Here is a 13,050-nt window from a genome sequence, read left to right as displayed (position 1 = left end):
CGGGCCGGGGCCGCCGGGCCGTGGTTACCCTGGCGTCGTGTCCTCCCCGACCGTCGGCGTGCTCGCCCTGCAGGGCAACGTCCGCGAGCACGTCGCAGCCCTGACCGCTGCCGGAGCGACCGCGGTGCCGGTGCGCCGGCAGTCCGAGCTCGCCGCCGTCGACGGCATCGTGCTGCCCGGTGGCGAGTCCACGACCATGTCCAAGCTGCTCGACACCTTCGAGCTGCTCGACCCGCTGCGCGAGCGGCTCCGCGCCGGGCTCCCGGCCTACGGCTCGTGCGCCGGGATGATCCTGCTGGCCGACGAGATCCTCGACGGCCGCCCGGACCAGCACCAGCTCGGCGGGCTCGACGTCGTCGTCCGGCGGAACGCCTTCGGCAGGCAGGTCGACTCGTTCGAGACCGACCTGGAGTTCGACGGCCTGACCGGCGACCCGGTGCATGCGGTGTTCATCCGCGCGCCCTGGGTGGAGAAGACCGGCGGCGCGGTCGAGGTGCTCGCCACCGTTCCGGACGTGAACGGCGCGGGGGACGCGGCCGGGCGCCCGGTCGCGGTCCGGCAGGGCCCGGTGCTGGCGACGTCGTTCCACCCGGAGCTGACCGGCGACCGCCGGGTGCACGACCTGTTCGTGCGCATGGTGCGGGGGGCCTGACCCCCGGGCCCACGCGCCCTGGCCCGAGGCGGCGCGAGCGGGCCGTGAGCCGCCCCCGGGCCGCTGCGCCGGGATGCAGCTCGTGGGGGTCGAGCGCGCCGCCGGGCCCGCTCGCGTGCATCTCGGCGCGGACGCCCTCGGAACGCGGGGGTCACCTGCCGCGCGGCCCGGGGGAGGAGCCGCGGCGGACCGGGCTGGGCGTACGGCGGTGTGCCTCGGCCACAGGAGATCAGTCCGTCTCCGTGGTGTGCCCACACCCGGCCGTCCTGCCGCTCCTCCCGGGGAAGCAGGTAGATCGGGCGGCGGCAGTGTCGGCAGAGCGGTGCGACGGGCATGCGGAAGACCGTCACGGACCGGCGCTCCGGCGGGCAGGGGGCAGCGTGGGGTCACCGGTCGCGCTGTGGACAACCGGGGGCAGACGGCGCGGGGCAGCGGTGCCCCCACCGCAGCGGCAGCGATCGGCTCCGGCGGACGCCCCGCGCGCGGTAGCGTCGGCGCGTGCCCGACGATCAGCGTGAACGTCCGGAGTGGGCGTCCCGCCTGCGCCGCGCACGGGACGCCAGGGGCTGGTCGCAGGGCGACGCCGTCCGGGCGCTGCGGACGCACGCCGGCTCCCCGCTGCCGGACGGCCTGACCGATCAGTGGAAGCGGTGGGAGCGCGGCCGCAACCGCCCGGACGAGTTCTACCGCCCGTTGATCGCCGCGGCGCTCGGCACCGTCGTCGAGTCGTTGTTCCCCGAGGAACGCCCGCGGCCGCCGGAGCGGAACACCGAGGATCTCCTGCTCGCCCGCAGCGGTATGGGGACCGACGAACTCGTCGAGCGGCTACGGCGGTCCGCACTCGACACCGCCACCCTGGACGCGCTGGCGTTCACCGTCGAGCAGTTCTGCTGCGGCTACGCCCGCCGGGACCCGCTCGACCTGCTGTCGGAGACCCGCCGGTGGCTGTCGCGGGTGGCCGGCCTGCTGGAGCGGCGGACCACGTTCGCCGAGCACCGTGACCTGCTCGACGCGGCCGGGCAGCTCACCCTGCTCGCCGGTTGCCTGGAGTACGACGCGGGCCGGGCCGGGCCGGCGGAGGCCACCCGGCGCGCCGCGCTGGCACTCGGTACGGAGGCCGGCAACCCGCAGGTCACGGGCTGGGCGCACGAGATGAGGGCCTGGTTCGCGCTGACCGGCGGGCGGCACCGCGAGGTCATCGACGCGGCGCACGCCGGGCAGGACGCCGCACCGGGCCGCTCGGTCGCGGTCCAGCTGCACGCCCAGGAGGCCAAGGCGTGGGCCCGGATCGGCGACCGCCGCAACGTCCACACCGCGCTGGAGCAGGGCCGATCCCTGCTCGACGCGCTCCCGGCGCCGGATCGTCCGGATCACCACTTCGTCGTCGACCCGCAGAAGTACGACTTCTACGCGATGGACTGCCACCGGCTGATCGGCGACGACGCGCTCGCCGGGCTGCTGGCCACGGAGGTGCTGCGGCGGAGCGGCCCGGACGGGTGCGCCCCGTCCCCGATGCGGGCGGCGGAGGCCGAGATCACCCTCGCGGTCGTCGCGGCCCGCCGCGACGATCTCGACGCCGCGCTCGTCCACGGGACGAACGCGCTCGACGGCGCCCGCCGGTCCGCGCCGTCGCTGCGCATGGTCGGTACGGAGCTGGCCACGGCCCTGGAGGACCGGTTCCCCGTGGACTCGCGGGCCACCGACTTCCGGCGCGTACTGGACGAGGTCACCGCCCCCGTCTGACGCGCCGGGGGTGGGGGTGTCCCGACCCCGCTCGCGGGGGCCCGCCGTCTGGGGCCCGGCGCCCGGGGCGACGAGGCTGGACGGACCGTCGTCCAGGAGGTCCGTCATGAGCGCCACCGTCGCGGAGCGACCCGTCGATCCGGCCGGCCCGCCCGCCGCGGTGCGGCAGAGCGTCGTGCTGTGGCTGGGCGCGATCCTCGCCGGGGTCGCCGAGGCGCTCGTCCACCTCGCCGGTCCGGTCCCGCCGACCGGGCCGGAGCTGGCCGTGCGGGCCGGGATCTACCTCGTGCTCGCGGTGCTGGTGCTGCAGCTGCACACCGGCCGGGACGCGATCCGCTGGACCGTCGTCGTCGTGCTCGGGGTGTTCGGGACGCTGTCGCTGGTCGTCGAACCGTTCCGGGCGCTGCTCGCGGGGGCGTCGGCCGCGGAGTTCCTCGTCGCCGCGTCCGGCCCTGAACTGCTCGCGGCGGCACTGCGTGCGCTGCACGTCGCCGAGGTCCTCGCCGCGCTGGTCCTGCTGTTCCACCCGGCGGCGCGGCGGTTCTTCCGCGGTCCTCAGCGGGTCCCGGCGGGGATCCGGTAGCGGATCAGCCGGGAGCTGTTCGCGACGACGGCGACGCTCGACGCGTTGTGCAGGATCGCCGCGACCACCGGGGACAGCGCACCACCGGCGGACACGACCAGGCCCGCGGCGTTCACCGCGATCGACATCCCGTAGTTCTGCCGGATCAGGGTGATCGACCGGCGGCCCAGGTCACGCAGGTCGAGCAGGGCGTTCAGGTCGTCGGCGGCCAGCGCGACGTCGGCGGTCTCCACCGCGACGTCGGTCCCGGCCACCCCCATCGCGATGCCGATGTCGGCCAGCGCGAGCGCGGGGGCGTCGTTCGTCCCGTCCCCGATCATCGCGACGGTGTGGCCCTCGGCCTGCAGGGCACGGACCGCGTCCTGCTTCTGCTCGGGCATGACCTCGGCCCGGAACTCCTCGATGCCCAGCTCCGCGGCGACGGCCTCGGCCGTGCGCGGGTGGTCCCCGGTGAGCATGACGATCCGCGTGACGCCGTCGGCACGCAGCCGGTCGAGCACCTCGCGGGCCTCCGGCCGGACGGTGTCGCGCAGTGAGACCAGGCCGACCAGGGCACCGTCGACGGCGAGCAGCAGCGGGGTCTCGCTGGCGCGCTGCAACCGGCGCACCCAGTCGGCGGCCCGCCGGTTCACCGCGACGCCCTGGGCGCGGAGCAGCTCCCGGGACCCGATGAGCAGCACCCGCCCGTCGGCCTGCACCCGCATGCCCTGTCCGAGCAGTACCTCGCACTCCTCGTGCGGGGGGATCTCGATCCGGCGCTCCTCGGTGGACCGGATGACGGCCTGGGCCAGCGGGTGCCGGGAGTGGATCTCCGAGGACGCCGAGTAGGCCAGCACCTGCTCGGGGGTCCAGTCGTCGTGGAAGGAGATGACGTTCGTGACCACCGGGCGGCCCTGGGTGAGGGTGCCGGTCTTGTCGAACACGACCGCGTCGACCCGGCCGGCGGCCTCCAGGTGCGCACCGCCCTTGACCAGGATCCCGCGCCGGGCGCCGTTGCCGATCGCGGCGCTGATCGCGGTCGGGGTGGAGAGCCCGACCGCGCACGGGCAGGCGACGAGCAGCATCGTCATCGCCCGGCGCAGGTCCCGGGTCGCGACGAGGGTGAGCCCGGCCAGCAGGAACGACGCCGGCACGAACCGGCGGGAGAAGTTCTCGCCGACCGTCTGGATCGGGGCCCGGTCGTCCTGGGCCTGCTCGACCCGGTCGATGATCCGCCCGATCGCGGTGTCGGCGCCGACCGCGGTGGCCCGCACCACGAGCCGGCCGCGCAGCAGCACCGACCCGGCGTGCAGGGCGGTACCCGGCCCGACGGCGACCGGCAGCTGCTCGCCGGTGATCGCGGCCTGGTCGACGACACCGTCGCCCTCGACGACCTCGCCGTCGACCGGCAGCACGATCCGCTCGTGCAGCACGACCTCGTCGCCCAGTGCCAGGTCGGCGATGTCGACCTCGAACTCGGTGGCGGTGCCGTCCGGGGAGACCACCCGGGTCCAGGTGCGGGTGGTGGCACCGGTGAGCAGCTCCGAGATCGCCCGCCGGGACCGGCGCAACGTGAGGTCCTGCAGGTACTCGCCGATGTTGAGCAGCCACAGCACGGTCAGCGCGACGACGTTCTCCCGCAGCACCAGGCTGGCGAGCGTCGCCGCCGAGACGAGCGCGTCGGTGCCCGCACCGCGGCCGCCGGTCAGCGCGCGCAGCGCACCGCGCAGGAACGGGTAGCCGGTGAAGATCGTGACGCCGGTGGCGGCGGTACGGCCGGCCGTGCCGAGCACCGGCGGCCGGCGCAGCCCGTAGCGGCGGACACCGAGCGCGGCGAGTGCGATGCCGCCGACGATGAGCCGGGTCAGTTCCCCGGTGTGGGTGTCGGCGGAACGGGGGGTGCGGGCCGCGGTCGCGCCCGGGTCGGCGCCGAGCCCCTTGCCGATCGCCTCGACGAGCTCGGTCCGGTCGCAGCCGGTCCGGTACCAGACCACGACGTTGCCGGTCCGCGGGTAGGCGTGCACCTGGCGGACGCCGGTGACGTGGTCGACGGCGTCCTCGACGGCGACCGCCAGCGCGGCCCGGCCGCGCAGCTCCGGCACCGCGAACCGGACCCGGCCCGCCGCGTCACTGACCGCGTGCACCCCGGTGTCGGGGCTGCTCATCCGTTGCCCATCCGCGCTCGCCGGCTCCCGTCGGTACTGGTCTCGGGATCAGTGCTCGTGGCCGTGTCCCTGGCCGGAGCCGGGGGGCGGGGCCTGCTCGCCGATCCGCTCCCGGGCCTCGCTGACGATGTCCGCACCGGCCAGCCGGGCGCGTTCGGCGCCGGTCTCGGCGGCGCGGGCACCGCGCAGCCCCCACGCGGTGGCGGAGACGGCCGCCTCGCGGACCGCGCCGGAGCGCACGACCTTCTTGACGCCGTCGTACGCGACCGCGCCGGCCAGGCCGCTCACGACCAGCCCGACCGCCTTGCCTGCCACAGCTCCGAGCACGCGCCCGCTCCCCTCGTGGTCCTCCGGCCGCCACCGTAGCGCCGGGCCGCCCCCGGGCGCCGCGCGGCGGTGCCCGTCGTACCCGTGCGCGTGACGACCGGGCACCCGCCGGTAGCATCCAATGGTTCCCGCAGGTCGGGGTCACCCGGTCGGAACCCGGCCGCGGGACACGTCGGCCTGCCCCGGCCGCGCGGCCCGTGCCGGCGCCGGCCCGAGCACGAGAGGTGGGCAGACGAGCCGATGAGCGGCCACTCCAAGTGGGCGACGACCAAGCACAAGAAGGCCGTGATCGACGCCCGCCGCGGCAAGATGTTCGCCAAGCTGATCAAGAACATCGAGGTCGCGGCGCGCACCGGCGGCGGTGACCCCGAGGGCAACCCGACGCTCTACGACGCCATCCAGAAGGCGAAGAAGAGCTCGGTCCCGAACGACAACATCGACCGCGCGGTCAAGCGTGGTTCCGGTGCCGACGCCGGTGGTGCCGACTACCAGTCGATCACCTACGAGGGGTACGGGCCGAACGGCGTCGCGGTGCTCGTCGAGTGCCTGACCGACAACCGCAACCGCGCCGCGACCGAGGTCCGTACCGCCATGACCCGCAACGGCGGCACCATGGCCGACCCGGGCTCGGTGGCCTACCTGTTCTCCCGCAAGGGCGTCGTCGTGCTGCCCAAGGGCGAGCTGTCCGAGGACGACGTGCTGATGGCCGTGCTCGACGCGGGCGCGGAGGAGGTCAACGACCTCGGCGAGAACTGGGAGGTCGTGTCCGAGGCGACCGACGTCGTCGCGGTGCGCACCGCGCTGCAGGACGGCGGGATCGACTACGACTCCGCGGAGGCGACGTTCATCCCCTCCATGCAGGTGGAGCTGGACGTCGACGGTGCCCGCAAGGTCTTCCGGCTGATCGAGGCGCTGGAGGACTCCGACGAGGTGCAGAACGTGTACGCCAACTTCGACGTGTCCGACGAGGTCATGGCCGAGGTCGACTGACCGTCCTTCCTACACCCTGCGCGGCCGCGTCCCTCCACGGGCGCGGCCGCGTTCGTTGTCGGGGGTCGGTTCTACACTCGCCGCCGATGAGCCCCGCCACCCGAACCACAGCGAAGGGCGCAGCGCCGGGCCCCGAGAGCGCCGGCGCCGCGACCCGTCCCCGCCTGCTGCTGCTCGACGGCCATTCGCTGGCCTACCGGGCGTTCTTCGCGCTGCCCGCGGAGAACTTCCGCACCGGCACCGGTCAGACCACCAACGCGGTCTACGGCTTCACCTCGATGCTGATCAACCTGCTGCGCGACGAGGAGCCGACCCACCTGGCGGTGGCGTTCGACGTCTCCCGCACGACGTTCCGGTCCGAGCGGTACACCGAGTACAAGGCGAACCGCTCGGCCACGCCGGACGACTTCCGCGGCCAGATCGACCTCATCAAGGAGGTACTGGCCGCGCTGAACATCCCGGTGTTCGCGGTCGAGGGCTACGAGGCGGACGACCTCATCGCCACCCTGGCCACGCAGGCCGAGCAGCGGGGTTTCGGGGTGCTCATCACCACCGGTGACCGGGACGCGTTCCAGCTGGTGACCGACGACGTCACGGTGCTGTACCCGAAGCGCGGGGTGTCCGACCTCGGCCGGATCGACCCGGCGGAGGTCGACAAGCGCTACGGCCTCACCCCGACCCAGTACCCCGACTTCGCGGCGCTGCGCGGGGACCCGTCGGACAACCTGCCCTCGATCCCCGGGGTGGGGGAGAAGACCGCGGCCAAGTGGGTGCGCGAGTTCGGCTCGCTCGCCGAGCTGACCGACCGGGTCGACGAGGTGAAGGGCAAGGCGGGTGACAACCTGCGGGCGAACCTGGCGAACGTCCTGCTGAACCGGCAGCTCACCGAGCTGGTGCGCGACGTCGACCTCGGCTCCGAGCCGGAGCAGCTCGAACTGCGGCCGTGGGACCGCGACGCGGTGCACCGGCTGTTCGACGAGCTGGAGTTCCGGGTGCTGCGCGAGCGCCTGTTCGCCACCCTGTCCTCCGCCGAGCCGGAGGCCGAGTCCGGGTTCGAGATCTCCGCGGAGATCGTCGAGCCGGGTGCGGCGCGGGCCTGGCTGGCGGCCAACGCCCGCGACGGCCGGCGGATCGCCCTCGGTTTCGCCGGTGTCACCGGCCCGGTGGCGGGGCGCGACGTCGCGGGCATCGCGCTCGCCGTCGGCGAGCCGACCGTGGAGCAGCGGGCGGCCGGCGCGACGGCCGGCGTCCCGAAGGCCGGGTACCTGGCGCTGGCCGGACTGACCCCGGACGACGAGCAGGCGCTGGGCGACTGGCTGGCCGACCCCTCGGTGCCGAAGGCCGCGCACGACGTGAAGGCGGTGCTGCACGCGCTGCGCTCGCGCGGCTGGAGCCTGGCCGGGCTGACCAGTGACACCGCGCTCGCGGCGTACCTGGCCCGGCCCGGGCAGCGGACCTTCGACCTGGCCGATCTCGCGTTGCGGTACCTGCGCCGGGAGCTGCGGACCGAGGAGCCCGCGGACGGTCAGCTGTCGCTGCTCGGCGGGGTCGACGAGGCCGACGCCCAGGCCGCGGAGAAGGAGATGCTCGCCGCGTCGGCCATCGCCGAACTGGCGGACGCGCTCGACACCGAGCTCGCCGAGCGCGGCGGCACCGAGCTGCTGTCGGGGGTCGAGCTGCCGCTGGCGTTCGTGCTGGCCGACTGCGAGGCGGCCGGGATCGCGGTCGACTCCGAGGCGCTCTCGGACCTGGAGTCCGACTTCGGCGGGCAGGTCCGCGACGCCGCGCAGAACGCCTACCGGGTGATCGGCAAGGAGATCAACCTCGGCTCGCCGAAGCAGCTGCAGGTCGTGCTGTTCGACGAGCTGGAGATGCCGAAGACCAAGCGGACCAAGACCGGCTACACCACCGACGCGGACGCGCTGCAGAGCCTCTACGAGCAGACCGGTCACGAGTTCCTGCAGTTCCTCCTGCAGCACCGGGACGCGACCCGGCTGAAGGTCACCGTCGACGGGCTGATGAAGTCCGTCGCCGAGGACGGCCGGATCCACACCACCTACTCGCAGACGATCGCGGCGACGGGGCGGTTGTCCTCGACCGACCCGAACCTGCAGAACGTGCCGATCCGGACCGCGGCGGGCCGCCGGATCCGGGACACGTTCGTCGTCGGCTCCGGTCCCGGCGGTGCGCCCTACACCGAGCTGATGACCGCGGACTACAGCCAGATCGAGATGCGGATCATGGCGCACCTGTCCGAGGACGCAGCGCTGATCGAGGCGTTCCGTTCCCAGCACGACTTCCACGCCGAGACCGCGGCCCGGGTGTTCGGTGTCGACGCGGCCGCGGTGTCGGTCGAGCAGCGCGCCAAGATCAAGGCGATGAACTACGGCCTGGCCTACGGCCTGTCGGCGTACGGCCTGTCCGGGCAGCTGCGGATCTCCACCGAGGAGGCCAAGGGCCTCATGGACGACTACTTCGCCGGTTTCGGCGGGGTGCGCGACTACCTCGCGGGCGTCGTCGACCAGGCCCGCAAGGACGGCTACACCGCCACCATCCTCGGCCGCCGCCGCTACCTGCCCGACCTGACCAGCGACAACCGGCAGCGGCGCGAGATGGCCGAGCGGATGGCGCTGAACGCACCGATCCAGGGCAGCGCGGCGGACATCATCAAGGTCGCCATGCTGGGGGTGCACCGGGCGCTGCAGACCGAGAACCTGCACAGCCGGGTCCTGCTCCAGGTGCACGACGAGCTGGTGCTCGAGGTCGCCGAGGGCGAGCGGGAGCCGCTGGAGGCCCTGGTCCGCCGGGAGATGGCGGCCGCGGCCGAGCTGTCGGTGCCGCTGGAGGTCTCGGTCGGCTACGGCCGCAGCTGGGACTCCGCGGCCCACTAGCCCTCCGGCGGGGCACCGCTCACCGGCCGCCCGGGTCCTCCAGGAAGCGCAGTGCCGCCTCGCGGCCGAGCTGGGCGCCCGGGCTGCCGAAGGGCCGGTCGAAGACGTGGTCGGCGTACGGCACGGTCAGCAGCCGTCCCGGCACCCCGGCGTCGCGCAGCGCGCGGTCGTAGGCGGTCACCTCGTCCGGGAGCACGTAGTGGTCGGCGGAGCCGAGCAGGAGCAGGGTCGGCGGCAGGCCGGGCCGGACCTGCTCGGCGGGGGAGAGCAGGCGCACCAGACCCGGTGCCTGCTCCGCCGGGCCGCCGAACAGGGTCTGCTGCAGCTCCGGGTCGATCAGCGTGAGATCGACGGCCGGGTAGAACGCCAGGACGGCCGCCGGCGGGGGTCCCGGTGCCGGTGGTGCGGCGTCCGCCGGACCGGTCCCGCCGAACGCCGCGGGGGCCTCGGAGCAGGCCAGCGTGCCGTCGAGCAGCCCGGACGCCGAGCTGAGCGCGAGCGTGGCGCCCGCGGACTGCCCGCCGAGCACCAGCCGTGCCGGATCGAGCTCCCCGGCGATCCCGGCCCGGACGGCGTCGACCGCGCAGGCCACGTCGCGTTGCTGGTCACGGCCGATCGGCTCCGGGGGCGGCAGCCGGTAGTCGATCGCGGCGACCGCCCAGCCGCGGTCGGCGAGCCAGCGGTGCATCGCCGTGCGGTCCTCCCGGTCGCCGCTGGTCCAGCTGCCGCCGTGCACCCACACCATCGTGGGGTGCGGGCCCGGCCCGGCCGGCAGGTAGAGGTCCATGCCCCGGCCCGGGGCGTACTCGACCGACCGGTCCGGTGCACCGTCGGGCTGCCCGACGGTGGTCAGCGCCGCCGTCCAGTCCAGCCCGACGCCCTCGGCCGCGGCGGTGCGCCCCTGGGCCGCGAGCACCGCGACCATGCCGATCGTCGCGGCCAGCCCGACCGTCGCGGCGACCCAGCCGACCACCCGCGCACCGGCCCGGCGCGCCGCGAGCCCGATCAGGATCCCGGCGACGGCGGCGATGGTCGCGTGCAGCGGGTACCAGCCGGTGACGAACGACCCGGCGAACCCCGCGACCGGGATCTCCGGACGGAACGCGCCCAGCAGCACGAGCAGCAACAGCGCCGCCCAGACGAGCGCGAACCAGCGGAGGAAGGACGTCACCCGCGCACCCTGCCATCCCGGCGCGGCCCGGCCGGGTAGCGACCCGGCTACCCGGAGCCCAGCTCCGCGAGGATCCGGCGGACGACGTCGTCGAGGCCCGCCCGCCCGTCGATGACCTGCTCGCCCTCGACGCCGAGCAGGTCGTGCGGGCGGTACCAGCCACGGACGTCGTCGGCGGTGAACTCCCCGGCCTGCGGGCGCCCGGCGTGCCGGCGGAGGGTCTCGGCGAGCGGCACTTCCAGGTAGTGCACGGTGGTCCTCCCGGCGTGGTCGCGGACGAGCCGGTGCAGCATGTCGCCGTAGCGGTCGGCGGCGAGGATGCCCTCGCACAGCACGTGGTGGCCGGCGTCGAGGGCGAAGCGGGTCACCGTCTCGACGAGACCCGCCGCGTTCCCGCCGGGAACGTCGCGTTCGCGGAGCACGATGCGGCGCAGGTAGTCCTGCTCGACGAGGGCGAGACCGCGGCCGTGACGTCGGCGGACCTCACGCGCGATCGAGGACTTCCCGGCGCCGGAGTTCCCGCGCAGCACGACCAGCCGGGTGCCCGGGTGCCCGGTGGGAGCCGGTCCGCGCGGCCCGGACCCACGGGTCATGCCGCTCCACCTCCTCGACCGCGCGCACGGCACGGACCCGGTCATCATCCCGGCGACGCGCCCCGGCCGGGTTCGCGCGTCCTCCTCCGGCGTGCCGCGCCCCACCAGACGGGTGCGGCACGCCGGAGGAGGGAACCGCACGAGGGCCGGGGGCGCGGCACGCCACGGGGCGGGAGTCGTGCGCCGCCGGCGGCCGTGTCCGGTCGCCGATGCCGCGGCCGGACGCGCCGAGGTGCAGCGCAGCGGGCCGGGCACGCTCCCGGACCCCGCTCACGTGCATCTCGGCACCGGCGATCCGGGGCCGGTGGACCGATGCCCTCGGGCGCGCCACGGGCGGGTCCGGCGGGCGCGGCCGGTAACGTGCGCGTTCGAACGGACGTGCGGGAGGGGTGGCGCGGTGCGGGTGCTCGGGGTGGACCCCGGCCTGACCCGGTGCGGGATCGGGGTCGTCGAGGCCGGCGCGGGACAGGCGGTGTCGTTCGTCGACGTCGGCGTGGTCCGCAGCGGCCCGGACGTACCGCTGGAGCAGCGCCTGCTCACCGTCGCCGAGGAGGTGGAGCGCTGGATCGCGCGGCACCGGCCGGACGTCGTCGCCGTCGAGCGGGTCTTCAGCCAGCACAACGTGCGCACGGTGATGGGGACCGCGCAGGCCAGCGGGGTCGTCGCGCTCGCCGCGGCGCGTGCCGGGCTGCCGGTCGCGTTCCACACCCCGTCCGAGGTCAAGGCCGCCGTGACCGGCGAGGGCCGGGCGGGCAAGGCCCAGGTCACGACGATGGTCACGAAGGTGCTCGGCCTGGACACCCCGCCCAAGCCGGCCGACGCCGCGGACGCGCTCGCGCTGGCCGTCTGTCACTGCTGGCGCTCGCCGATGCTCGACCGGATGGCCCAGGCCCGGGCCAGGGCGGACGAGCTCGCCGCGGTGCACCGGGCCCGGCTCGCCGAGGCCCGGTCCGCGCAGGACGGCGGCGCACCCACCGCCGCGGCGCAGTGGGCGGCGGCCCGGGCCGCCGCCGAGCGCTCCGGCGGGGCGTGGACCGCGGCGGCCCGCCCCGACGGACCTCGGCCCCCGGCCATCGGCAGGTCCCCCGGGGCGCGCCGGCCCACCGTCGGCGCGGCGCGGGCCGGTGCCCCGGGGCGCAGCGCCGCGGGCGAGGGGACACGGGCCGGCGTCCGCCGAGATGCCGCCGGCGACGGGATCGCGGCGGGGCCCGGGGCCCGGCGCGCCGGCGCCGCGGGCACGCCCGGTGCGGCCGGGCGGCCGGGTACGTCGGAGCGGGGACCGTCGGAGGTGCCCGGTAGCGTCCCGCCCGGCACGACGGCAGGCAGGAAGGGGACCGGTCGGTGATCCACTCGGTGCGGGGCCCGGTGCTCGGGATCGAGCTCGACCACGCCGTCGTCGAGGTCGGCGGTGTCGGCCTGGCGGTGCACGCCACCCCGGCGACGCTCGGCGCCCTGCGGCGCGGCGAGGAGGCCCGGCTCGCGACCACGCTCGTGGTGCGGGAGGAGTCGCTGACCCTGTTCGGCTTCGCCGACGCCGAGGAGCGCGAGCTGTTCCTGCTGCTGCAGACCGTCTCCGGGATCGGGCCGCGGCTGGCGCTCGCCACCCTCGCCGTCCTGGAGCCGGACACCCTGCGCCGGGCGCTGGCCGACGGGGACCTCGCCGTGCTGACCCGGATCCCCGGGGTCGGCAAGAAGAGCGCGGAGCGGCTGGTCGTCGAGCTGCGCGACAAGGTGACCGCACCGGCGGCCGCGACCGGTGCGCCCGCCGCGGCGCCGACCGCGGTCCTGGGTGTGCGCGAGCAGGTCGTCGAGGCGTTGCTCGGGCTCGGCTTCCCGCAGCGTGCGGGGGAGCAGGCGGTGGACGCGGTGCTCGCCCAGCAGCCCGACACCGGTGCGAGCGTGCTGCTGCGCACGGCGCTGTCCTCGCTCGGCCGGTCGCGGTGACCGGTCCCGCCG

General features: G+C 75.4%; 10 protein-coding genes and 1 pseudogene. 7 read left to right on the top strand and 4 right to left on the bottom strand.

The features are described 5' to 3' along the window. Positions 1–37 precede the first annotated feature (37 nt). From pdxT to AFB00_RS28515, 3 genes are all read left to right on the top strand, one after another. Positions 38–652, top strand: coding sequence for a pyridoxal 5'-phosphate synthase glutaminase subunit PdxT (pdxT, locus tag AFB00_RS28525; protein WP_068799746.1), 615 nt, complete (start codon positions 38–40; stop codon positions 650–652). Positions 653–1,150: 498 nt separating this feature from the next. Further along, on the top strand, positions 1,151–2,395 hold the full coding sequence (locus AFB00_RS28520) for an XRE family transcriptional regulator (protein WP_156819758.1): 1,245 nt from the start codon (positions 1,151–1,153) through the stop codon (positions 2,393–2,395). A 106-nt stretch (positions 2,396–2,501) separates the two neighbouring features. Beyond that, positions 2,502–2,978 (top strand): hypothetical protein, encoded by a 477-nt coding sequence (locus tag AFB00_RS28515; RefSeq protein WP_068799745.1) that lies wholly within the window; start codon positions 2,502–2,504, stop codon positions 2,976–2,978. On the opposite strand, the gene AFB00_RS28510 is transcribed toward AFB00_RS28515, so the two are convergent. Together AFB00_RS28510 and AFB00_RS28505 are read right to left on the bottom strand one after the other, a co-directional pair. Next, positions 2,951–5,122: a heavy metal translocating P-type ATPase gene (locus AFB00_RS28510; protein ID WP_068799744.1), complete on the bottom strand. Its 2,172-nt coding sequence runs from the start codon at positions 5,120–5,122 to the stop codon at positions 2,951–2,953. The two genes, AFB00_RS28515 and AFB00_RS28510, sit on opposite strands and share 28 nt — an antisense overlap. A gap of 48 nt (positions 5,123–5,170) precedes the next feature. After that, complete coding sequence (locus AFB00_RS28505) at positions 5,171–5,449, bottom strand: DUF1490 family protein (RefSeq protein ID WP_068799743.1); 279 nt, start codon at positions 5,447–5,449, stop codon at positions 5,171–5,173. Positions 5,450–5,689: 240 nt separating this feature from the next. Here AFB00_RS28505 and AFB00_RS28500 point away from each other — a divergent pair, with 240 nt between their 5' ends. Next, positions 5,690–6,439: a YebC/PmpR family DNA-binding transcriptional regulator gene (locus AFB00_RS28500; protein WP_068799742.1), complete on the top strand. Its 750-nt coding sequence runs from the start codon at positions 5,690–5,692 to the stop codon at positions 6,437–6,439. Positions 6,440–6,525: 86 nt separating this feature from the next. Next, the gene (gene polA, locus AFB00_RS28495) at positions 6,526–9,330 is read left to right on the top strand and encodes a DNA polymerase I (RefSeq protein WP_068799741.1); all 2,805 of its coding nucleotides are present in this window, start codon (positions 6,526–6,528) and stop codon (positions 9,328–9,330) included. 19 nt (positions 9,331–9,349) lie between these two features. Here polA and AFB00_RS28490 read toward each other — a convergent pair whose 3' ends face one another. After that, positions 9,350–10,501, bottom strand: coding sequence for an alpha/beta hydrolase (locus AFB00_RS28490; protein WP_068799740.1), 1,152 nt, complete (start codon positions 10,499–10,501; stop codon positions 9,350–9,352). A 47-nt stretch (positions 10,502–10,548) separates the two neighbouring features. Next, positions 10,549–11,094 carry a kinase gene (locus tag AFB00_RS28485; protein WP_068799739.1) on the bottom strand — a complete coding sequence of 182 codons (546 nt, stop codon included), beginning with the start codon at positions 11,092–11,094 and terminating at the stop codon, positions 10,549–10,551. A gap of 397 nt (positions 11,095–11,491) precedes the next feature. On the opposite strand from AFB00_RS28485, the pseudogene ruvC reads away from it, so the two are divergent. Both ruvC and ruvA read left to right on the top strand, forming a co-directional pair. Beyond that, positions 11,492–12,112 (top strand): annotated as a pseudogene (gene ruvC / locus AFB00_RS35240) (crossover junction endodeoxyribonuclease RuvC); the annotation flags it as partial. 323 nt (positions 12,113–12,435) lie between these two features. Continuing rightward, entirely contained in the window at positions 12,436–13,038 is a 603-nt protein-coding gene (ruvA, locus tag AFB00_RS28475) for a Holliday junction branch migration protein RuvA (protein ID WP_068799738.1), read from the top strand. Positions 13,039–13,050: the final 12 nt, after the last annotated feature.

Origin of the sequence: Pseudonocardia sp. HH130630-07 (genome assembly GCF_001698125.1) — a bacterium.
Classification (GTDB): domain Bacteria; phylum Actinomycetota; class Actinomycetes; order Mycobacteriales; family Pseudonocardiaceae; genus Pseudonocardia.
The sequence above is the reverse complement of the archived record's forward strand: the minus strand, read 5'-3'. Positions and strand labels throughout refer to the sequence as shown.

Coding starts and splice junctions, on each gene's coding strand:
- AFB00_RS28515 (WP_068799745.1), top strand. CDS start 2,502: ATGAGCGCCACCGTCGCGGAGCGACCCGTCGATCCGGCCGGCCCGCCC.
- AFB00_RS28510 (WP_068799744.1), bottom strand. CDS start 5,122: ATGAGCAGCCCCGACACCGGGGTGCACGCGGTCAGTGACGCGGCGGGC.
- AFB00_RS28500 (WP_068799742.1), top strand. CDS start 5,690: ATGAGCGGCCACTCCAAGTGGGCGACGACCAAGCACAAGAAGGCCGTG.
- polA (WP_068799741.1), top strand. CDS start 6,526: ATGAGCCCCGCCACCCGAACCACAGCGAAGGGCGCAGCGCCGGGCCCC.
- AFB00_RS28485 (WP_068799739.1), bottom strand. CDS start 11,094: ATGACCCGTGGGTCCGGGCCGCGCGGACCGGCTCCCACCGGGCACCCG.